This is a genomic window from Enemella evansiae (assembly GCF_004362375.1).
GTDB classification, from domain to species: domain Bacteria; phylum Actinomycetota; class Actinomycetes; order Propionibacteriales; family Propionibacteriaceae; genus Enemella; species Enemella evansiae.
Window position 1 is genome coordinate 124,986 of the sequence record NZ_SNXA01000012.1, and the last position, 20,283, is coordinate 145,268.

The following is a 20,283-nucleotide window of genomic DNA, read 5'->3' on the forward strand; positions in this document are numbered from 1 at the left end:
CTGACCGCCTGCGGATCGCCCAGCTGGCGAACTTCGTGGGTCCGGTCTCCGGTGGCATGCGCCAGGCCATCGAGAGCCTCGGTGCCGGCTATGTGGACGCCGGGCACGAGCGGATCCTGGTGGTCCCCGGTGAGAAGGACCGCACCACCGAGACCGAACGCGGGATCGTGGTCGAGGTCGCCTCCCCCCATCTGCCCAACTCGGCGTACCGGATGATCGCCCAACCGTGGCGCGCGCTGGCGGTGTTGGATCGCTTCGCGCCGACCAGCGTCGAGGTCTCCGACAAGTGGACGCTGTCGCCGGTCGCCGGCTGGGCGCGGCGCCGCGGTGTCGGTTCGATCCTGTTCAGCCACGAACGCCTGGACGCCATGCTCGGGCTCTGGCTGCGCCGTCAGTTCGGCGTCGAGACCGCCGTCGGCGCACTGAACCGCAGGCTGGCGCAATCCTTCGACGCGGTGGTGGTCACCAGCCAGTACGCGGCCGATGAGTTCCACAACACCGGCGCCAACCTGGTCAAGGTCCCGCTCGGTGTCGATCTGCGGACCTTCAACCCCGACAAGGGATCCCCGGCCGACGACGACACTCTCAAGCTCTGCTATGTGGGTCGGTTGAGCCGGGAGAAGAGCCCGCACCTGGCGGTCGCCGGGGCGGTCGAGGTGCATCGTCGCGGTCTGCCGGTACGCCTCGACGTCTACGGTGACGGGCCCCATCTGGACGAGCTGCGCGAGATCGCCGGCGATGCCCCGGTTTCCTTCCACGGTTACCTTTCCGGCCGGGAGGCCGTGGCCGAGGCGTACGCCGACGCCGACGTCTCGCTGTCGGTCTGCCCGGCCGAGACCTTCGGGTTGGCGGTGCTGGAGGCGCTGGCGACCGGTACGCCGGTGGTCACCTCCGACCGTGGTGGCGCGCGGGAACTGGTCGATGAGAGCTGCGGTGAGTGGGGAGCGCCGGACCCGATGGGCATCGCCGACGCGATCGAGCGGATGGCCGGCCGGCCCCGTGCCGCGACCCGGCACAGCGCCCGGCAGCGGGCCGAGAGCTACGACTGGAACACATCGGTGCAGCGGATGCTGCAGCTGCACCAGGAGCTGGCCCGACGGGCGCCGTACCAGTCCCTGTGGCGGGACCGGGTACGCGGCCGACTGGCCAGGCGGGAACGAGGGGATCGATCATGAGTTGGAAGAAGTGGGCGCTGGCCGCGGGTGCGGCCGGGGCGGCGGTGGCGCCACTGGTGCTCCAGGCCCCGCGCGCATTGCGCGCCCAACCCGATGGCGTGCACACCATCCGGGATGCGATCTGGGTCAGCCGGAACAGCGGGTTGTCCGGCTGGGAGCTGGTCGAGTTCGCCCGCTCGCTGGTGCACCGCAAGTTCACCCGCTACTCGATCCTGAACCTCTGGGAGACCCCCGGGCTCGCCTTCCGGAACTCCCGCGGTTATGCCAACCAGTACAACGGCGCGCTCGCTGAAATCCTGGAGGCATTGGGATTCCAGGTCGAACGGGTCTTCGCCACCCGGGTCCGCCAGGACATCAACCCCTGGTGGCGGATGGGGCACAGCTGGCTGCGGGTGACCATCGACGGCCGCACCCTGGACGTCTGTGCCTCCCGGGCCAACGCCGGGCCGGGTGAGGTCGAGTTCATCCCGGTCACCGAGGTGCTGCCGTTCCGGACGATGACCTACTGGAACACCAACAACGGGATGATCCTGTTCACGGTGTTCGCCTGCTGGAAGGCGACCCTCACCCGCAAACCCCTCCCGCGCTGGATGTACCGCGAGTTCGGCAGCAAGGTCGAGGACGACTAGTACGCACCTCGAGTAGGTCGCGTAGCGACCGTGTCGAGAGGTGCTGGTGTCGTGGGTTCATCTCGACACGCTGCCCCGGCTCCGCTTCGCTGCGCCGGGCCAGCTACTCGATGAACGTGGTGGGGGTCGCTGCGCCGGGTCAGCTACTCGATGAGCGTCAGCGCTGGCGGCGGGCCAGGCGGATGCCGATCAGCAGGGCAGTGACCGCGCCGGCGGCGAGGGCGACCTTCCTGATCGTTCCGCGTTTTCCCTGCACCGGTGCGGATTCCGGCTGCTGTTCGTCCAACAGGGTCACCGTACCGGCCTCACCGTCGAGGGCGAGCCGGTCGCCGGTCTTGATCCGTGCGGTGGCCACCGTGGTACCGAGCACGGCCGGGATGGCGTATTCGCGGGCCACGATCGAGGAGTGACTCAGCGGGCCGCCGATATCGGTGACCACGCCGGCGGCGAGCGCGAAGAGCGGCGTCCAGGCCGGGGTGGTGATCGCCGCGACCAGGATCTCCCCGGGCTGCATTCCGGAGAAGTCCTCCGGCCCGTGCACCACCCGGGCGGTGCCGGTCACCCGGCCGCCGCTCGCCCCGGTGCCGCGCAGCACCGCACCGGACTGGTCACCCATCACCGAGGGCATGAAGTTGTCCCAGACGTGCCACAGCGAGCGATCCGGCACGATCGCCGGTGGCGTCACCCGGCGCCGGCCGCGCCACTCCCGACGACGCTCGGCCACCTCCTGCTGGGCCGGCCGGGGCGTACGCCCGGCGTCCAGCTCGGCGGCGGCCCGCTCCAACTCGGCCAGCCGCAACCAGTGGACGTCCTCGGCCCCCTCCAGCACCCCGGCGGCGACCAACCGCCGCCCGAGCTCGGCGGCGTACGCCCGTGCGGTCGGCCAGCCCAGTCCGATGTCGGCCAGTGAGTCCTCGCGTACCGGGCCCATCTCGTTGGCGTTCTGCAACAGGCGTTGGAAGAGCGTGCGCCGGGTGCCCCGCAGCCGGCCCAGGACCTGGTCGATGGCCGCCTTCCGGTTCGTCGCGAGTCGATTCCGGCGTTGCACCGGTGACGCATCGGTCCCGGACAGATAGAAGCGCAGCGCATCGAGCACCGGTGCGGGATTGTCGGCGGCCACCGGATTCATCAGATCCAGGTTGTAGACGGCGTGCCCGAAGCGATCCAGATGCGCATCGAACAGTCGCCGGAACTCCGCCCAGTCGGCCTCGTCGACGCCGGCGGGCGCCGCGTCCCCCAGCTCCACCTCGGTGCGCCCCAGCGCTGCCGCCAGTGCCGGGCGCCCGGCCGCCCAACGGGCCAGCTCGTAGACCGACTGATCGGCGCGCAACGGCGCGGAATCCAGTCCCAGCAGGAAATCCTCGGCCCGCGGATCACCCGGCCGCTTCACCACCCGGTCATAGAAACCGGTGAACAGCAACTCGCTGGTGACCGCCTCGGGGATGATCGTCTGCACCGAGGTGTAGTAGGCGAAACCGGCGCCGACGAGCTCCTCGATCCCGGCAAGCAAGGCGGCCGCCGTCAGCCCGGCCGGATCCTGCGTGCGCCGTCGCCGCACCACCTCCGCGTAGCGCGGCTGGAAGACCTGCTCCCACCGCTGGCGGCCGAGCTGGCTGAAGATGAGCCTGCCGGCCAACGGCAGCACCGGCAGCGCCTTCAGGAACAGCGAATTCCCGTAACCGTAGTAGCCGAATCCGTTGATGGTGACGAACGAGATGTCCTTGGCGGTGAAGAACTTCTGCGGGCCGAAGAAGTCGTTGATGGTGCCGATCATCCCCGGCACGACGAGCTTCTCCGCGAGGTCGGCGAACAAGGTGGACAGCGGGTTCGGCAGCTGCTCGGTGATGCTGGCACGCATGAACACGTCGTGCCGTGCGGGCGCGGGCCACTCGGTCGGCGCGTCACCGGTCTCCTCCGGCAGTGCGGTGATCGGCCGCGACTGCACCAGCCACGGTGTTCCGTCCGTGTCGATCACCCATTCCAGGTCCTGCGGGGTGCCGAAGTGTTCGGCGGCCCGTCGGCCGAGGGCGGCCAGCGCGCCAGCGGCCCCATCGTCCAGCACCGCCGCATCCCGTTGCGCGGCCGGGGTCGCCTCGGTGCGCACGCCGGCCGCGGTCGGCACGGTGCGGGTCTGCTTGCTGGCGATGCGGCGCTCGATCACCCGGCCAGCACGCAGCACCAGGTAGTCGGTGCTGACGCTGCCGGAGACGACCGATTCACCGAGGCCCCAGGCGGCCGAGATCACCGTCTCATCGGTGCGCCCGGTGGTCGGGTTCGCGGTGAACATCACCCCGGCCGAACGGGCCTCGACCAACCGCTGCACGACCACCGCCAGGGCCAGCTCACCGGTCACCCGATGCGCCGCGCGATAGGCGATCGCCCGTGGGCTCCACAACGAGGCCCAGCAGTCACGGACCGCCTGCAGCAGCGCGGAATCGGTGCGTACATTGAGAAAGGTCTCCTGCTGCCCGGCGAAGGACGCCTCGGCCAGGTCCTCGGCGGTGGCCGAGGAGCGCACCGCGACGGCGACATCGGCACCGAGCCGGGCGTACGCCCCGCGCAGCGAGGTCTGCAGCGCCGAGGACAGTTCGCCCTCGCGGAACATGCTGGCGATCGCGTCGGCCGCGGCCTCGGGATCGCCGGCGGCGACCAGCTCCTCGATCCGGGGCTGGAACCCGTTGCTGGTCACGAATTCGGTGTAGGCGGCGGTGGTGAGGACGAAGCCGTCCGGCACCGGGAGCCCGGCCGCGACCAGTTCGCCGAGGTTGGCACCCTTGCCACCGGCCTGGTCCAGATCGTCTCGATCCAGGGTGCTCAGATCACGGGTGTAGAGCATTTCTGCACTCTAGACCCGCAGAACGCGAAACGGGACCGGCCCGAAAGGGCCGGCCCCGTCAACAGCGTCCTGGCTGCGGCGTACGCCTCAGGCGGTCGACTCAGTAGTCGATCTGCGCGGCCTTGGCCTGCGAGAGGCGGTCGGCGGCGTCGGACCAGTTGACCACGTTCCACCAGGCGGTGACGTAGTCGGCCTTGACGTTCTTGTACTGCAGGTAGAAGGCGTGCTCCCACATGTCGATCTGCACGATCGGCAGCTGGCCGGCCGGCAGGTTGCCCTGCTGGTCGAAGAGCTGCTGGATGTTCAGCCGCTTGCCCAGGGTGTCCCAGACCAGCATGGACCAGCCGGAGCCCTGGATGCCCAGCGCATTGGCCTGGAACTGGCCCTTGAAGCCCTCGAAGGAGCCGAAGAACTCGTTGATCGCGTCGCCCAGCTCGCCGTCGGGCTCGCCGCCGCCGTCGGGAGACATGTTCTTCCAGAAGACGGAGTGGTTGATGTGGCCGCCCAGGTTGAAGGCGAGATCCTTCTCGAACTGGTTGATGGTGGCGAAGTCACCCTTGCTGCGGGCCTCCTCCAGCTTCTCCAGTGCGGTGTTCGCGCCCTTGACGTAGGTGGCGTGGTGCTTGTCGTGGTGCAGCTCCATGATCTCCGGAGCGATGTGCGGCGCCAGTGCGCCGTAGTCGTAGGGGAGATCCGGAAGTGTGTAGGTCATGATGCTCCTTGTCCTTTCGCAGGGCTTGCTCGACCCACTCTAGGCGGCCGGTGCCGCCGGCCGGTTGGGGGGTCCACCCCGTCGGGACGGGGAATGAAGAAGGGCCCGCCAGCGTTCTGGCGGGCCCTTCGAGTCGTTGGTGTACGGCGGATCAGCGGGTGACGTCCTTGCCGGCGTCCTTGATGTTCTCGCCGGCCTGCTTCATGCCGCCCTTGGCCTGGTCGGCCTTGCCCTCGGCCTCGAGACGCTCGTTGCCGGTCGCCTTGCCAGCGCCTTCCTTGATCTTGCCGCCGGCCTTGTCAGCCGCATTCTGCATCTTGTCGCCCAGTCCCATGTGGTACCTCCTAGATCGGGCCAGCGGCGCGGTTCGCCGGTGGTATGCACCAATTATGCCCGAATGTCGATATAAGCAAGTGAGGGGGTACGCGCGCGCCGGCGAGTGGTCAGGCGGCCCGGGTGACCGCGAAGACGCGGAAGCCCTTCGCCGAGGCGAGCCGCTCGCAGGCGTACCCCTGCTCGGTCAGCCAGCGCTGCAGCGAGTCCGCGCCGAGGTTGCGACCCACCACCAGGTACGCCGTCCCCTCCGGGCTCAGCCTGGGCAACCAGGTGAGCAGCAGGTCGTGCAGGGCGCCCTTGCCGATCCGGATCGGCGGATTCGACCAGATCTCGTCGTAGCGGGCCGCGGGATCGGCCTGCTCGGGCAGCAGCGGCCGGACCCGGTCCCCGACCCCGACGGCAGCGGCGTTCTCGGCGCACAGGGCGAGCGCGCGCTCGTTGGTGTCGACCGCGTCCACGATCGCCGCGGGGGAGTGGTCGGCCAGCGCCACCGCGATCGGACCCCAGCCGCAGCCGAGGTCGAGCAACCGGGTCGCGGCACTGGGCGGGGCGACGGTACGCAGCAGCACCGCGGTCCCCAGGTCGAGCCCGTCGGCGGAGAACACCCCGTTGGCGGTGTGGAACTCGTAATCGGTATCGAAGATCCGGGCGCTGACGGTGCGCCGCTTCTCCGGTCCGTCAGGGGTGCGGAAATAGTGCTCGGTCACCGGATCTCCCGTCTCGATCGGGCCTGGTCGGCCCGCTCGGCCAACTGGTCGTCGGCGGGGTAGCCGACCTCCTCCAGGCACAACCCGTGCGCCGGCAGCACCGGCACGCTGCTCTCCCGGTGCGGGGTGGCCAGCACCTGCCGTAGCCAGTCCAGATCCCGGCGGCCACTGCCGACACTGGTCAGCGCACCCATCAGGGAGCGGACCATGGAATGGCAGAAGGCGTCCGCGCGCACCGTGTACGCCACCCGCGGCCCCTCGCGCACGGCGTCGAGCCCGAGCAGCGTGCGGATCGTGGTCGCCCCCTCGCGCCGCTTGCAGAAGGCGGCGAAGTCGTGCAGCCCCAGCAGCAGCCCACCGGCCTCGTTCATCGCGTCCACATCCAGCCGGTCGCGGACCGCCAGCACGTGATCGGCGAGCAACGGATCGGGGCTGCCGGAGTCGTCGAAGCGGTAGACGTAGCGACGCCAGACGGCCGCGAATCGGGCATCGAAACCGGGCGGAGCCATCGAGACCCGGCGCACCACCAGATCCGCGGGCAGCACCCGGGAAAGCCTGTGCTGCAAGGAATCCGTCGCGACCTCTGCCGGCAGGTCGAGATGCGCGACCTGACCCCGGGCGTGCACCCCGGCATCGGTACGCCCGGCGACCACCAGCTCCACCGGTTCGGTCAGCCGCAGCACCCGCGGGATCCACTCCTGCAACACCCCCTGCACGGTGCGCAGCCCGGGTTGCGCCGCCCAACCCGAGAAATCCCTGCCGTGGTAGGAGATGTCGAGTCGGATTCGATTCGTGCTCACGGCATGCTCCGATACGCCAACTCGATCACCGCGCGCCCGGCGGCCACCCCACGCCGTTCATACTTGGTCTCCGGGCGGGGGATCAGATCGCTGGAATCGGCGTCCACGTTGACAAGACGGGGATGCGGATCGAGCACCTCACGGCAGTGCTCGGCGTAGTCCGCCCAGTCGGTGGCGATCCGCCAGAGCCCGCCGGGTACCAACCGGTCGGCGACCAGGTCGGCGAACTCGGTCGACACCAGGCGCCGCTTGTGGTGCCGCGACTTGTGCCACGGATCGGGGAAGAAGGTCCACAGCTCGGTGACCGAGCCGGTGCCGAAGAGCCGGTTCAGGCCCTCGACGCCGTTCGCGTCGACCAGGCGTACGTTCTCGATCCCCGCCTGCTGCAGCTTGATCATCGTCGAGGCGAGCGCGGGCCGGAACACCTCGAAGGCGACGTGGTCGCGGTCCGGGGCGGCACCGGCCATCGCCACCAGGGAATCGCCGCTGCCCGAGCCGATCTCCACCACCAGCTCGGCCCGGCGGCCGAAGACCGCCGGCCAGCCCACCGCCGCCGTCTCGGCGATCGAGGTGCTCGTCGCGGCCCGGGGGACCTCGATCAGATACCGCTCCCGATTCGCCCAGGCGCGCTCCTGGCTGGGGTTCATCCGGGTGCTCCGGCGCACGAAGGACACCACCTCGCGGTGGGTGCGCTGATCGGGGCCGGTCATGGGGGCAGACTCTAGCGACCCGCGGGGGTGGCCCGGATTGGTACCGATCACCACAATGGAGGCATGAAGACACTGCTGAATCTGATCTGGCTGATCACCGGGGGCATCTGGCTGTCGCTGAGCTACTTCCTGTTCGGTCTGATCGCCTGTGTGTTCATCATCACCATCCCGATGGGCATCGCCTCCTTCCGGATGGCGTCCTATGCGCTCTGGCCGTTCGGGCGGACCGTGGTGATCAAGCGGGGCGCGGGAACCGGTTCCGCGATCGCGAACCTGATCTGGTTCGTCGTGGCCGGCCTCTGGATCGCGGCCACCCACATCACCACCGCCATCGCGCAGGCGGTGACGATCATCGGCATCCCGCTGGCCATCGCGAACGTGAAGATGATCCCGATCACCTGCTTCCCGTTCGGCAAGGACATCGTCGACTCGCGCAGCGTGCCGCCGGGGAGTGTGCCGCTCATCTCAATCTGACCAGTCGGTCACCCGGTGGGTGGCCGGTCTGCGAGGCTTCCTGGCGATCCATCGCCCGGCACGTGGTCACGAGCAGGTCTCGGGGGACGTTAGGGTAAGCCGCGAAGAGCCATACACCAAGGGAGAAATATGTCGAACGACGACGTTGCGGTGCTCCAGGACGGCGAGTTCCGTGTCGAGCTGCCGGTCACCCCGGCCACCGAGGGCAACAGCGGCTATGGCATCGCCGCTCTGATGAAGACCACCGGGAACACCACCCTCGATCCCGGCTTCACCAACACGGCGTCCTGCCGTTCGGCGATCACCTACATCGACGGCGACGCGGGCATCCTGCGCTACCGCGGCTACCCGATCGACCAGCTGGCCGAGCAGTCCAACTTCCTCGAGGTGGCCTGGCTGGTCATCAAGGGCGAGTTGCCGACCTCCGCCGAGCTGAAGGACTTCACCGACAAGATCCTGGCCCAGCGCGAGATCGACCCGGAGGTGAAGAACCTTTTCAAGGCCTTCCCGCGGGACACCCACCCGATGGCGATCCTGTCCGCCGGCATCATGGTGCTCGAGTCCTACAACCAGGACGCCGTCGCGGTGCGCGACGAGCAGCAGGTCGAGGAGGCGACGGTACGCCTGATGGCGCAGGTGCCGACGCTGGCGGCGTACATCTTCCGCTATGTCACCAACCAGGACTTCATCGAGGTCGACCCGAAGCTCGGCTACGTCGAGAACTTCCTGCACATGTGCTTCGGCGACGCGGTCGATGAGAAGCAGGTCAAGGCGATGGACACCCTGCTGGTGCTGCACGCCGAGCACGAGCAGAACTGTTCCACCTCCACCGTGCGGCTGGTCGGCTCCGCGGACACCAACGTCTTCGCCTCGATCGCGGCCGGTGTGAACGCGCTCTGGGGCCCGCGGCACGGCGGCGCCAACCAGGCGGTGCTGGAGATGCTCAGTGCCATCCACGAGTCGGACAACGACACCGCGACCTTCATGGAGAAGGTGAAGAACAAGGAGGACGGGGTCAAGCTGATGGGCTTCGGCCACCGGGTCTACAAGAACTACGACCCGCGTGCGGCCATCGTCAAGAAACACACCGACGAGATCCTCGCCGACACCGACAACGAGCTGCTGGACATCGCCAAGGGCCTGGAGGAGGTCGCCCTCAACGACGACTACTTCAAGTCCCGCAAGCTCTACCCGAACGTCGACTTCTACACCGGTCTGATCTATGCCGCGTTCGGCTTCCCGATGAACTACTTCACCGTGCTCTTCGCGCTCGGCCGGCTGCCCGGCTGGATCGCGCAGTGGCGCGAGATGATGGTCGACCCCGACAACAAGATCGGCCGCCCGCGGCAGGTCTACATCGGCGAGACCGAACGGGACTACGCCAAGAAGGACTGACCTCGGCTGTCCGAGCGAGAAGGGCCGTCTCCCGGCAGGGAGGCGGCCCGTCTGCGTACCCGGTCGATTTGCCCGAAGCGCCCTCGGGGGCGTACATTCATCTGCTGTTGCGCTCGGTCGCAAACGGGAGGGATTCGCCGCGAATCCCTTCGTCTGTCCGAAACTCTGGTTTCGAGATGCGGTGCCGTCTCCGGCGCGATCTCGTGCCGTCGAGGCCAGGGCACCGGGTGCTGAACAGCCAGCCGCTGAGAAATCAGCCCGAACGAAGAAGGTTCTACGTGTCCACGTACAGCCCCAAGCCCGGCGAGGTCGACCGCAACTGGGTCGTCATCGACGCCTCCGACGTGGTGCTGGGTCGCCTCGCCACCACCGCCGCCACCCTGCTGCGCGGCAAGCACAAGCCGACCTTCGCCCCGCATGTCGACGGTGGCGATTTCGTGGTCGTCGTCAACGCCTCCAAGATCTCGCTGTCGGGCCACAAGCGCACCGACAAGATGGCCTACCGGCACTCCGGTCGCCCGGGTGGCCTCAAGCAGACCCCCTACGGCGAACTGCTGGATCACGATCCGCGCAAGGCCGTCGAGCTCGCGGTCTGGGGCATGATGCCCAAGAACAAGCTGAGCCGGAAGCTGATGAAGAAGCTCAAGGTGTACGCCGGTCCGGAGCACCCGCACACCGCCCAGCAGCCGCAGCCGTACCAGATCACCCAGATCGCCCAGTGAACCCGGGAGAACCGCAGATGTCTGAGAACACCACCGAGAACGAGACCCTCGACGGCGTCACCCCGTTCACCGAGGGCGAGCGCGAGATCAGCTACCGCTCCGAGGCCGGCGCCGCGTCCGCCGCGCAGGCCACCGAGCGCCCCGCCGTGGTCGCCCCCGGCCAGGCCACCGGCCGCCGCAAGGAGGCCATCGCCCGTGTCCGGATCGTCCCCGGGTCGGGCCAGTGGACCATCAACGGCCGCGCGCTGGATGACTACTTCCCGAACAAGGTGCACCAGCAGATCGTCTCCGAGCCCTTCGCGACCGCCCAGGTCGACGGCTCCTACGACGTGATCGCCCGCATCCACGGCGGCGGCATCACCGGCCAGGCCGGTGCGCTGCGGCTCGGCGTGGCCCGCGCCCTGAACGCGGTGGACGCCGAGGCGTCCCGCCCGTCGCTGAAGAAGGCTGGCATGCTGACCCGCGATGCGCGGATCAAGGAACGCAAGAAGGCTGGCCTGAAGAAGGCCCGCAAGGCGCCGCAGTACAGCAAGCGCTGATCGGCGGAGCGCTGCCTTGGGCCGCCTGTTTGGTACCGATGGAGTCCGCGGTCGGGCGAATGTCGACCTGACCGCGGAACTCGCGCTGGACCTGTCCGTCGCCGCTGCCCACGTGCTGGGCGAGGCCGGGGTCTTCCGCGCCGCTCGACCGATCGCACTGGTGGGCCGCGACCCGCGCGCCTCCGGGGAATTCCTGGAGGCCGCGGTGATCGCCGGCCTGGCCAGCGCCGGGGTCGATGTGGTGCGCCTCGGCGTCGTCCCCACGCCGGGGGTGGCGTACCTGGTCAACAGCACCCGCGCCGAGCTCGGCGTGATGCTGTCGGCCAGTCACAACCCGATGCCCGACAACGGGATCAAGTTCTTCTCCCGTGGTGGGGCGAAGCTCGATGATGTCGTCGAGGATGCGATCGAGTCCCGGATGCGGGAGCAGTGGCAGCGTCCGGTGGGGGCCGATGTGGGCCGGGTACGCCCGGACTACGACCTGGTCGAGCGGTATGTCGAGCATCTGGTCGGCAGCCTGGCCGGGGTACGCCTGGACGGCATCCATGTGGTCGTCGACTGCGCCAACGGTGCGGCCTTCCACACCGCCGTGGCGGCGTTCGAGAACGCCGGTGCGCAGGTGACCGCGATCCACGCGGCACCGGACGGTACGAACATCAACAAGGATTCCGGCTCCACCCATCTGGGTGACCTGCAGGCCGCGGTGGTGGAACACGGTGCCGACCTCGGGATCGGCCTGGACGGCGACGCCGATCGCTGCCTGGCGGTGGATGCCGCCGGCAACATCGTCGACGGCGACCAGGTGCTGGCGATCCTCGCGGTGGCGATGAAGCAGGCCGGCAAGCTGGTCAACGACACCGTGGTGGCCACCGTGATGAGCAACCTCGGCTTCGTCCGGGCGATGCGCGAGCACGGCATCACCGTCGACCAGACCAAGGTCGGCGACCGCTACGTGCTCGAGTCAATGAAGGCCAACGGCTTCACCCTCGGCGGTGAGCAGTCCGGGCACGTGGTGATGAGCGAGTTCGCCACCACCGGTGACGGGGTGCTCACCGGGCTGCACCTGATGGCCCAGATGGCGGTCGCCGGGCAGTCGCTGGCCGAGCTGGCGTCGGTGATGACCCGGATGCCGCAGGTGCTGGTGAACGTGTCCGGGGTGGACAAGTCCCGTGCCGGCATCCACCCCGACCTGGTCCAGGCCGTGCAGGCCGCCTCCCGCGATCTGGGGGACTCCGGGCGGGTGCTGCTGCGTCCGTCGGGCACGGAACAGTTGGTCCGGGTGATGGTCGAGGCCGACAGCCACGACCGGGCCCAGCAGGTCGCCGACCATCTCGCCGGGAAGGTACGCGAGTACCTGACGCTCTGAGCGCGGAGTTGTGCACAGGCGTTCGCCGGGCTCGGGTTCTCCACAGGGCGGGCCGCGAGCCCGAACGATTCGGCGCCTCGGTCCCCATGGTGCTGCATGGGGCAGCGGGCGCAGGTGCAGCAACTTCTGGCCGACCACGGCGGCGTGATCACGCTTCGGGATGCCGGTGGGCTTCGCGAGGCGGTGCGCTGGTTGGTACGCGCCGGCGATCTGGTCCCGCTCCTGCCCGGTTGCTATGCCGCGGCCGGGTTGGCCGATGAGCCCCTGATCCGCGCGGTCGCGATGCGCAGGTACGCACCGGATGCGGTCCTGATCGGTCGCTCGGCGGCGATGTTCACGGGCTGGCCTGAACTGGCGCCGACGATGCTGACGGTCGCTGCGCCCCGACGGCGGGTGCCCTCACGTCATCCTGGTTATGTGTGGACCCGGCGCCCGATCGATCCCGAATGGGTTCAACAGTCCGGTGGGATCAGCTGCACGAACCAGTTCCTCACCGCAGTGGATCTGATTCCGGAGCTGGGTGGGCAACCGGTGGACGATGTGCTGCGCCGACACCGGGAGAACGGGGCCTGGGCGCTGGGGCAACTGTGGCGGGCCTTCCATGCGCATCCGAACCGGCCGGGCAACACGGTGCGCCGCCAGATCCTTGAGGACTCCCGCGATCGGCCGTGGTCGGAGGCCGAGCGATTGGCACACCGGTTGCTCCGGGAAGCCGGACTTGACGGATTCCGGACCAACTTCCCGGTGAGTGTCGATGGCTCGCTGTTCTATCTGGATGTGGCATTCCCAGAGTTGAAGCTCGCGATCGAGATCAACGGCTTCGAGCGGCACGGTCAGCGCCAGGTGTTCGAGGACGACCATCCGCGGCGGAACTCGGTGACGCTCGACGGCTGGTTGGTCCTCGAGTTCACCTGGCGGATGATCACCGAGCACCCGGATCTCTTCGTGGCCACTGTGTTGCGCGGCATCGAGCAGCGCTGACCAATCGGTAGAACCACATTTCTCGACCCCAGTCCGTGAGTGGTGACGAGCGGATGCGGGTTTGCGGGCCGCCCCCAGAAACGAGGGGCCAATTATGGGGTTTTACCGATAGGTAAGGCGGATCGCGACCTAGTCGGTCGAGGGGAGCAGCCCGGCCTCGCGCAGGAACACGAGGTACTTCGGATCCTCGTCCTCGAAGATCTCGCGGCCCTCCTGCATGTAGGCCCCGATCAGGGCGTTGGCGGCCGCATCGGTATGACCGAGTTCGAGTTCGGTCTCGCCCAATCGCAGCTGCACATAGGGATTCCCGAGGCCGCCGGGGCACTGGGATGCCTCGTAGAACGCATCGCGCGCCTCGGCATACCGGCCCGCGAAGAAGTGTGCGTCACCGATCGAGGCGTTCAACCAGGTCGAGGCCTCCCACTCCCGCTTGGGCTCGGGGATCAGTGCCAGACCGGCGCGGAAGCGGGCGAGTGCGCCGTCCCAGTCCTCCTCGTCGAGCAGATCGGTACCGGCCTCGGCCACCTCGTCCAGTTCATCGGCGATGTGCTGGGGCAGTTCCGCCGGGGCCTCGCTCATTGCGGTCGCCCTCTCCTGGCCACGTCGAGATATTCCTTGCGTCCTTCGAAGACCGTCGGCCCGAACTCGTCGAGTACGCCGGCGAGGATGCGTTGGGCTTCTTCCTTCTTGCCGGTGTTGTAGTCGAGGATGCCGACGAGGATGCGGGTGGAGGGATCATCGGGGCCGTACTGCTCGGTGTAGCGGGGGATCCACACGCGGAGCGCATCCCACTCACCGATTTCCTCGAGGGAGTCGGTGCACCACCCGACCAGTCCCTGGGTCTCCCATTCCAACACCGGCCGAGGCAGGATCTTCCAGGTTTCCTCCGCAGCCTGTGCGAGCGCTTCACCGTCGCCGTCATCGATGGCCTTGTCCATCCGGGCTTCGAGCTCGTCGAGTTTGGGATCGAGCTCGTCAGGAAGAGGCTTGCGCTGATTCACGGTGTTCCTCCTTGTCGTTGCATCGCCACACTAGCGCCCGCAATTCGGACCTGCCGAAGCCTGCTCGCACCGTCACGGGATCTCAGCCGTGTCGTGCGAGGGCGCGGCATTGCGATACCGATTGGAGTTGGTGCGGCCCCTTGCCATGTTGTCGGGACCATACTCGAACTCGTAGTTGGCCGGATCGTTCATCCAATCGCGGTTCTGCTGCGGGCTCATTCGACTGCCACGAGTGGTCCAGTGATCCACGGCATCGACAGGGTTGTGGCCCATGTGAGCCTGCTTGAGCGGGCGAAGTGTGCCGTTCGCGTCCCGGATTCGCAGCTTGTTCAGGTCTCTGGGCGTCAAACCGCTGGGGTAGTTGTCTGGATTGATGGGCCGACCGCGGGCATCGAAAATCTTGCCCTTCTCCGCCATCCGCTTGAAGACCTTCTGACCCGTGTCCGAGAGCTTGCCCGGGGTCTTCCCGAGGAACTTCTCCCGCAGTCGCTTGGCCTTCTTGAAGGTGTTCGGATCCACCCCGCTCTTCGCGATCCGCCGGGCCACCTCATCGGCGCTCTTCGCGCCCTTGGTGAAGGTTCGCGGGATGCGCAGATAGTCATCCGCGTACTTCAGGATGAAGCCACCAGCGGTCTTGGCGACCGTGCCCTTGCCGCTCATCGATGCCCTCTCACGGTGTCACGGTAGGCAGCGCAGGGGTCACCCGCTGGCTTCGACTCGCTGCGCTCGCTCAGCCGGCGTACCAGGGCGGCTGCGCTCGCTCAGCCGGCGTACCGGGGCGGCTGCGCTCGCTCAGCCGGCGTACCCTTCACACCTTGCGGATGCGTACCCACTTCACCTCGTGGTTCTCACCCTTGCGCAGGATCGCGGTGGCGCGGGAGCGGGTGGTGCGGATGTTCAGCGCCAGGTTGGGGCCATTGATGGTGTCCCAGATGTCACCGGCCAGCTGGACCGCCTGCTCGTCGCTGAGCTCGGCGTACTTGCGGAAGTAGGAGCGCGGATCGCGGAAGGCGGTCTCCCGCAGCCGCATGAACCGCTGCAGGTACCAGCGTTTGATGTCGGCATCGGCGGCGTCCACATAGACCGAGAAGTCGAAGAAGTCGCTGACCGCCAATCCGGTCCTGCCGTCGGAGCGCTGCCGTGCCGGTTGCAGCACGTTCAGCCCCTCGACGATCAGGATGTCGGGGGAGCGGACGGTCACCTGCGCACCCGGGACGATGTCGTAGACCAGGTGTGAGTAGACCGGCGCGCTGACCTCCGGACGCCCGGACTTCACCTCCATCACGAAGCGTTGCAGCGCCCGCTGGTCATAGGACTCGGGGAAGCCCTTGCGGTTCATCAGCCCGCGGCGCTGCAGTTCGGCATTCGGGTGCAGGAAGCCGTCGGTGGTGATCAGCTCGACCCGCGGGTGCTCCGGCCAGCGCGACAACAGGGCCTGCAGCAGCCGGGCGGTGGTCGACTTGCCGACCGCGACCGAGCCGGCGACGCCGATCACGAAGGGGGTACGCCGGCTGCTGATCCCCAGGAACTCGTTGGTGGAGGCGTACAACTCACCGGTGTGCTGCTCGTAGAGGGAGAGCAACCGGGTGAGTGGCAGGTAGACCTCCGCGACCTCCTGCAGGCTGATCGGATCGCCCAGGCCGCGGAGCGCGTCGAGCATTCCCTGGTCGACGGTCATCGGCACCCGGGGGGCCATCTCGGTCCAATCGGCCCGGGCTATCTGCACGTAGGGACTTGATACCTCCTCGCGCACCCCGCCGTCGGATCTGCCCTCTTCGTCGGACGCCATGCTCCGCATTCTGCCGTACGTGGACCGGGCAAGTACGCTCGTGCCCATGTGTGGAATTGTGGGTTACGTCGGTCACCGGTCGGCCACCGAGGTGGTCGTCGAGGGGCTGCGCCGACTGGAATACCGGGGCTATGACTCCGCCGGGATCGCGCTGGTCGCCGAGGACAAGATCGTCTCGGCGAAGAAGGCCGGCAAGCTGACCAATCTCGAGACCGCGCTGGCCGCCGAGCCGCTGCCGGAATCCGGTACCGGTATCGGGCACACCCGCTGGGCCACCCACGGCGCCCCCAACGACATCAACGCCCATCCGCACCTGTCCGCCTCCGGCCGGGTCGCGCTGATCCACAACGGGATCATCGAGAACTTCGCCGCGCTGCGTGCCGAACTGCTGGCCGAGGACATCGAACTGGTCTCCGAGACCGATACAGAGGTGGTCGCCCAGCTGCTCGGCCGCGAGGTCGACGGCGGTACCGATCTGCCGACCGCGATGCGCCGCGTCTGCCACCGGCTGGAGGGTGCATTCACCCTGGTCGCGGTCGATGCCAGCGACCCCTCCCGGGTGGTCGCCGCCCGCCGCAACTCCCCGCTGGTGGTCGGCGTCGGCGAGGGTGAGAACTTCGTCGCCTCCGATGTCGCCGCCTTCATCGAGTTCACCCGCGAGGCGATCGAGCTAGGCCAGGACCAGATGGTGGTGATCACCGCCGACGACTGGACCGTCACCGACTTCGACGGCAATCCGGCCGAGGTACGCCCCTTCCACGTCGACTGGGATCTGTCGGCCGCCGAGAAGGACGGCTACGACTGGTTCATGCGCAAGGAGATCCACGAGCAGCCCAAGGCGCTCGCGGACACCCTCCTCGGCCGGTACGCCCCCGATGGTGCGTTGGCGCTCGACGAGCTGCGGATCTCCCAGGCCGACCTGCGCAGCATCCGCCGGATCGTCATCATCGGCTGCGGCACCGCGCACTACGCCGGGATGGTGGCCAAGTACGCCATCGAACACTGGACCCGGGTGCCCTGCGAGGTCGAGCTGGCCAGCGAGTTCCGTTACCGCGACCCGATCGTCGGCCCGGACACCCTGGTCGTGGCGATCTCCCAGTCCGGGGAGACCGCCGACACGCTGATGGCGATCCGGCACGCCCGCGAACAGGGCTCGAAGGTGCTGGCGATCTGCAACACCAACGGTTCCACCATCCCGCGCGAGTCGGATGCGGTGATCTACACCCACGCCGGGCCGGAGATCGGGGTCGCCTCCACCAAGGGCTTCCTCACCCAGGTGCTGGCCTGCTATCTGCTGGGGCTCTACCTCGCCCAGGTGAAGGGCACCAAGTTCGGCGACGAGATCGCCCAGGTGATGGGTGAACTGGAGCAGATGCCGGAGCTGATCCAGCAGGTGCTGGACGAGCAGCAGCCGGTGCTCGACCTGGCCGAGGCACTCACCGGTCAGCCGTCGGTGCTCTTCCTCGGCCGACATGCCGGCTTCCCCGTGGCCCTGGAGGGTGCGCTGAAGCTGAAGGAGCTCGCCTACATCCACGCCGAGGGATTCGCCGCCGGTGAGCTGAAGCACGGCCCGATCGCGGTCATCGACAAGGACCTGCCGGTGTTCGTGGTCGTCCCGCCGCGCGGCCGGGACATGCTGCACGACAAGGTCGTCTCCAACATCCAGGAGATCCGCGCCCGCGGCGCCCGGACCATCGTGCTCGCCGAGGCCGAGGACGACGAGGTGGCCCCGTACGCCGACGTGCTGATCGGGTTGCCCAAGGTGCAGACCCTGCTGCAGCCGCTGGTCGCCACCGTGCCGCTGCAGATCTTCGCCTGCGAGCTCGCCACCCGGCTCGGCCACGACGTCGACCAGCCGCGCAACCTGGCCAAGTCCGTCACGGTGGAGTGAGATTCGCGCCACGCCGGTTGAGCGAGCGAGGCACGAGCGAGTCGAAACCAGGTGACCTATCTGACGCTGGCGGCCGGTACCGCCCCCGCCGCGGAGATCGAGGTGAAGCGATCGCGGTTCCTCGCGGTCGTGCGGCGAGTCGATGACGAGGCCGCGGCCCGTGCGGTGATCGAGGAGCAACGGCGTACCCATCGCGATGCGCGGCATCACTGCACCGCGTTCATCCTCGGACCGGCGCCGGCGATCATGCGCTCCAACGACGACGGCGAACCCAGCGGTACCGCGGGTGCGCCGATGCTGGAAATCCTGCGTGGCAAGGAACTCTCCGATGTGGTGGCGGTGGTGACCCGTTGGTTCGGCGGCACCCTGCTCGGTACCGGTGGGCTGACCCGGGCGTACGGTGACGCCGTCCGGGCGGCGCTCGAGGGTGCGCGGCTGGTACGCCGGGTCGAGTGGGTCCGGTTGGACCTCGACCTGCCGCACGCCGACGCCGGCCGCGTCGAGGCCGAGCTGCGCGATGCCGGGGTGGCCGTCCTCGGCGCCGATTACGGCGCGTCGGTCCGGCTGCGGCTGACCGCCGATGACCCCGATGCGCTGACCGCGCGGATCGCCGAACTCACCGCCGGAGCGAGTGCGCCGATCCCCGCCGGTTCGGTCTGGGTCGACCTGCCCGTCACGGTCATCGAGTAGGCCGCCATGCGCAGCGGAGCGGAGCGATGGCGGCCGTGTCGAGATGTGCGGCTCGGGCCGGTTCGAAACGCAGCGAGCCGTCCTGCACCGGCGCATGGCGCAACAGCTTCACATCGTCGCGGTAGTCGGTCGAGGTCCGCCACGGGCCGCGATCGCCCTGCCGTGGCAGGGATGCCAGGGATCGCCGCACGTATCCGGCGCCGAAGTCGAGCAGCGGCAGCGTACGCACCCCCTCGGTGGGCAGCTCGGCCCGGCAGACCGCCCAGCCCTCGGCATCCATGTGTGCGAGCAGCCGGGTGAAGTACTCCCCGAGCAACCCGATCTTGAGCGTCCAGCTCGCATTCGTGTAGCCCACCGCGTAGGCGAAGTTCGGGATGTCGTTCAGCATCAGGCCGCGGTAGGCGACGTGTTCGCTGAAATCGACCGGGTTGCCGTCGACGCGCACCCGGATGCCGCCGAAGAGCTGCAGATCGAGTCCGGTCGCGGTGATGATGAGGTCCGCGCCCAGCTCCCGGCCGCTCTCCAATTGCACCCCGCGCTCGGTGAACGTGCGGACCCGGTCGGTCACGATCGACGCACTGCCGGCCCGGATCGCGCGGAACAGGTCGCCGTCGGGCGCGATGCACAGCCGCTGGTCCCACGGGTCGTAGGGCGGGTTGAAGTCCACCTCGACCGGATACCCCTCGGGCAGCAGGCGCCGGTTCACCCGCCGGATGAATCGGCGGACCAGGCCGGGAAACCGACGGGACAGCGACCAGATGACCCGCTGCCGGCGGATGTTGCGGGCGCGGTTGATCGCATGCGCCCGATCCGGGGCGTACCGGCGGCGGGTGCGCACCGCGGCACGGTCCACCGACGGCAGCGGCAGCACATAGGTGGGGGTCCGCTGCACCATCGTCACGTGCCCCGCGGTCTCGGCCAGTGCCGGAACCAGGGTCATCGCGGTGGCCCCGCTGCCGATCACCACGATCTGCTTGCCGGCGTACTCGAGATCCTCCGGCCAGAACTGCGGGTGCACGATCGTGCCCTCGAACCGCTCGGTGCCCTCGAAGCTCGGCGTGTACGCCTGGTCGTAGCGGTAGTAGCCGCCGGCGCAGAACACCCAGCTCGCGGTCAGCTCGGACCAGTCACCGGTGTCGGTGTGCTGGACCCGCGCGGTCCAGCATCCCTCGGCGCTGGACCAGGAGAGCTCCGTCACCCGGCGGGAACAGCGGATGCGGGCATCGATCCCTTCCTCGGCGGCGGTCTCGCGCAGATAGTCGAGGATCATCCCGGCCGGGGCGATGGTCTGATCGGACTGCCAGGGGCGGAACTCGTAGCTGAAGGTGCTCAGGTCGGAGTCGGAGCGGATCCCCGGATAGCGGAACAGGTCCCAGGTGCCGCCGAGGGTGTCGCGGGCCTCGAGGATCAGATATTCCTTGTGGGGCAGGCGATCCTGCAGATAGTGCGCGACGCCGATGCCCGAGAGTCCGGCGCCGACGATGAGCACGTCCACCCGATCACGGCCGGTACCGGTGTTCTCCACGCCCG

General features: G+C 68.5%; 21 protein-coding genes. 10 read left to right on the forward strand and 11 right to left on the reverse strand.

The features are described from left to right. Window positions 1-56: 56 nt before the first annotated feature. Entirely contained in the window at window positions 57-1,175 is a 1,119-nt protein-coding gene (locus tag C8D81_RS16820) for a glycosyltransferase (protein WP_094429997.1), read from the forward strand. Then, on the forward strand, window positions 1,172-1,804 hold the full coding sequence (locus C8D81_RS16825; protein ID WP_094429977.1) for a hypothetical protein: 633 nt from the start codon (window positions 1,172-1,174) through the stop codon (window positions 1,802-1,804). Before C8D81_RS16820 ends, C8D81_RS16825 begins: the two co-directional genes overlap by 4 nt. A 157-nt stretch (window positions 1,805-1,961) precedes the next feature. On the opposite strand, the gene C8D81_RS16830 is transcribed toward C8D81_RS16825, so the two are convergent. The 6 genes from C8D81_RS16830 to trmB all read right to left on the reverse strand — a co-directional run bounded on the left by C8D81_RS16830 (window position 1,962) and on the right by trmB (window position 7,905). Next, complete coding sequence (locus C8D81_RS16830) at window positions 1,962-4,640, reverse strand: PEP/pyruvate-binding domain-containing protein (RefSeq protein ID WP_133626434.1); 2,679 nt, start codon at window positions 4,638-4,640, stop codon at window positions 1,962-1,964. Between the two features lie 100 nt (window positions 4,641-4,740). Beyond that, entirely contained in the window at window positions 4,741-5,355 is a 615-nt protein-coding gene (locus C8D81_RS16835; protein WP_094359795.1) for a superoxide dismutase, read from the reverse strand. A gap of 148 nt (window positions 5,356-5,503) precedes the next feature. Further along, complete coding sequence (locus C8D81_RS16840) at window positions 5,504-5,686, reverse strand: CsbD family protein (RefSeq protein ID WP_094359797.1); 183 nt, start codon at window positions 5,684-5,686, stop codon at window positions 5,504-5,506. Window positions 5,687-5,795: 109 nt separating this feature from the next. Continuing rightward, a complete protein-coding gene (locus tag C8D81_RS16845; RefSeq protein WP_133626435.1) occupies window positions 5,796-6,395 on the reverse strand; it encodes a class I SAM-dependent methyltransferase in 600 nt (199 codons plus the stop codon). Next, the gene (truA, locus tag C8D81_RS16850; RefSeq protein ID WP_094359801.1) at window positions 6,392-7,195 is read right to left on the reverse strand and encodes a tRNA pseudouridine(38-40) synthase TruA; all 804 of its coding nucleotides are present in this window, start codon (window positions 7,193-7,195) and stop codon (window positions 6,392-6,394) included. Before truA ends, C8D81_RS16845 begins: the two co-directional genes overlap by 4 nt. Next, window positions 7,192-7,905, reverse strand: coding sequence for a tRNA (guanosine(46)-N7)-methyltransferase TrmB (gene trmB, locus C8D81_RS16855; protein WP_133626436.1), 714 nt, complete (start codon window positions 7,903-7,905; stop codon window positions 7,192-7,194). Before trmB ends, truA begins: the two co-directional genes overlap by 4 nt. Window positions 7,906-7,968: 63 nt before the next feature. Here trmB and C8D81_RS16860 point away from each other — a divergent pair, with 63 nt between their 5' ends. From C8D81_RS16860 to C8D81_RS16885, 6 genes are all read left to right on the forward strand, one after another. Next, window positions 7,969-8,379 (forward strand): YccF domain-containing protein, encoded by a 411-nt coding sequence (locus C8D81_RS16860; RefSeq protein ID WP_133626437.1) that lies wholly within the window; start codon window positions 7,969-7,971, stop codon window positions 8,377-8,379. Window positions 8,380-8,508: 129 nt separating this feature from the next. Continuing rightward, window positions 8,509-9,774, forward strand: a complete 1,266-nt coding sequence (locus tag C8D81_RS16865) for a citrate synthase (RefSeq protein WP_133626438.1) — start codon at window positions 8,509-8,511, stop codon at window positions 9,772-9,774. Between the two features lie 278 nt (window positions 9,775-10,052). Continuing rightward, window positions 10,053-10,496 carry a 50S ribosomal protein L13 gene (gene rplM, locus C8D81_RS16870; protein WP_094359809.1) on the forward strand — a complete coding sequence of 148 codons (444 nt, stop codon included), beginning with the start codon at window positions 10,053-10,055 and terminating at the stop codon, window positions 10,494-10,496. Window positions 10,497-10,513: 17 nt separating this feature from the next. Beyond that, window positions 10,514-11,035, forward strand: coding sequence for a 30S ribosomal protein S9 (gene rpsI / locus C8D81_RS16875; protein ID WP_094359811.1), 522 nt, complete (start codon window positions 10,514-10,516; stop codon window positions 11,033-11,035). Window positions 11,036-11,051: 16 nt separating this feature from the next. Continuing rightward, window positions 11,052-12,401, forward strand: a complete 1,350-nt coding sequence (glmM, locus tag C8D81_RS16880) for a phosphoglucosamine mutase (RefSeq protein ID WP_094359813.1) — start codon at window positions 11,052-11,054, stop codon at window positions 12,399-12,401. A gap of 96 nt (window positions 12,402-12,497) precedes the next feature. Next, window positions 12,498-13,382 carry a type IV toxin-antitoxin system AbiEi family antitoxin domain-containing protein gene (locus C8D81_RS16885; protein WP_094400035.1) on the forward strand — a complete coding sequence of 295 codons (885 nt, stop codon included), beginning with the start codon at window positions 12,498-12,500 and terminating at the stop codon, window positions 13,380-13,382. Window positions 13,383-13,511: 129 nt separating this feature from the next. Here C8D81_RS16885 and C8D81_RS16890 read toward each other — a convergent pair whose 3' ends face one another. The 4 genes from C8D81_RS16890 to coaA form a co-directional block, all read right to left on the reverse strand. Next, on the reverse strand, window positions 13,512-13,961 hold the full coding sequence (locus C8D81_RS16890; RefSeq protein WP_208109361.1) for a tetratricopeptide repeat protein: 450 nt from the start codon (window positions 13,959-13,961) through the stop codon (window positions 13,512-13,514). Then, window positions 13,958-14,383, reverse strand: coding sequence for a hypothetical protein (locus tag C8D81_RS16895; RefSeq protein WP_133626439.1), 426 nt, complete (start codon window positions 14,381-14,383; stop codon window positions 13,958-13,960). The genes C8D81_RS16890 and C8D81_RS16895 overlap by 4 nt, the downstream gene beginning before the upstream one ends. Before the next feature lie 72 nt (window positions 14,384-14,455). After that, window positions 14,456-15,043 (reverse strand): GH-E family nuclease, encoded by a 588-nt coding sequence (locus C8D81_RS16900; protein ID WP_133626440.1) that lies wholly within the window; start codon window positions 15,041-15,043, stop codon window positions 14,456-14,458. Between the two features lie 148 nt (window positions 15,044-15,191). Continuing rightward, window positions 15,192-16,172, reverse strand: coding sequence for a type I pantothenate kinase (gene coaA / locus C8D81_RS16905; protein WP_094360101.1), 981 nt, complete (start codon window positions 16,170-16,172; stop codon window positions 15,192-15,194). 46 nt (window positions 16,173-16,218) lie between these two features. Between coaA and glmS the strand changes: the two genes are divergently transcribed. Then, complete coding sequence (glmS, locus tag C8D81_RS16910; RefSeq protein ID WP_094359823.1) at window positions 16,219-18,063, forward strand: glutamine--fructose-6-phosphate transaminase (isomerizing); 1,845 nt, start codon at window positions 16,219-16,221, stop codon at window positions 18,061-18,063. A 51-nt stretch (window positions 18,064-18,114) separates the two neighbouring features. Next, entirely contained in the window at window positions 18,115-18,753 is a 639-nt protein-coding gene (locus C8D81_RS16915; protein WP_094429990.1) for an IMPACT family protein, read from the forward strand. Here the strand turns inward: C8D81_RS16915 and C8D81_RS16920 are convergent. Beyond that, window positions 18,743-20,278, reverse strand: a complete 1,536-nt coding sequence (locus tag C8D81_RS16920; RefSeq protein WP_133626441.1) for a flavin-containing monooxygenase — start codon at window positions 20,276-20,278, stop codon at window positions 18,743-18,745. The genes C8D81_RS16915 and C8D81_RS16920 overlap by 11 nt on opposite strands. Window positions 20,279-20,283 lie beyond the last annotated feature (5 nt).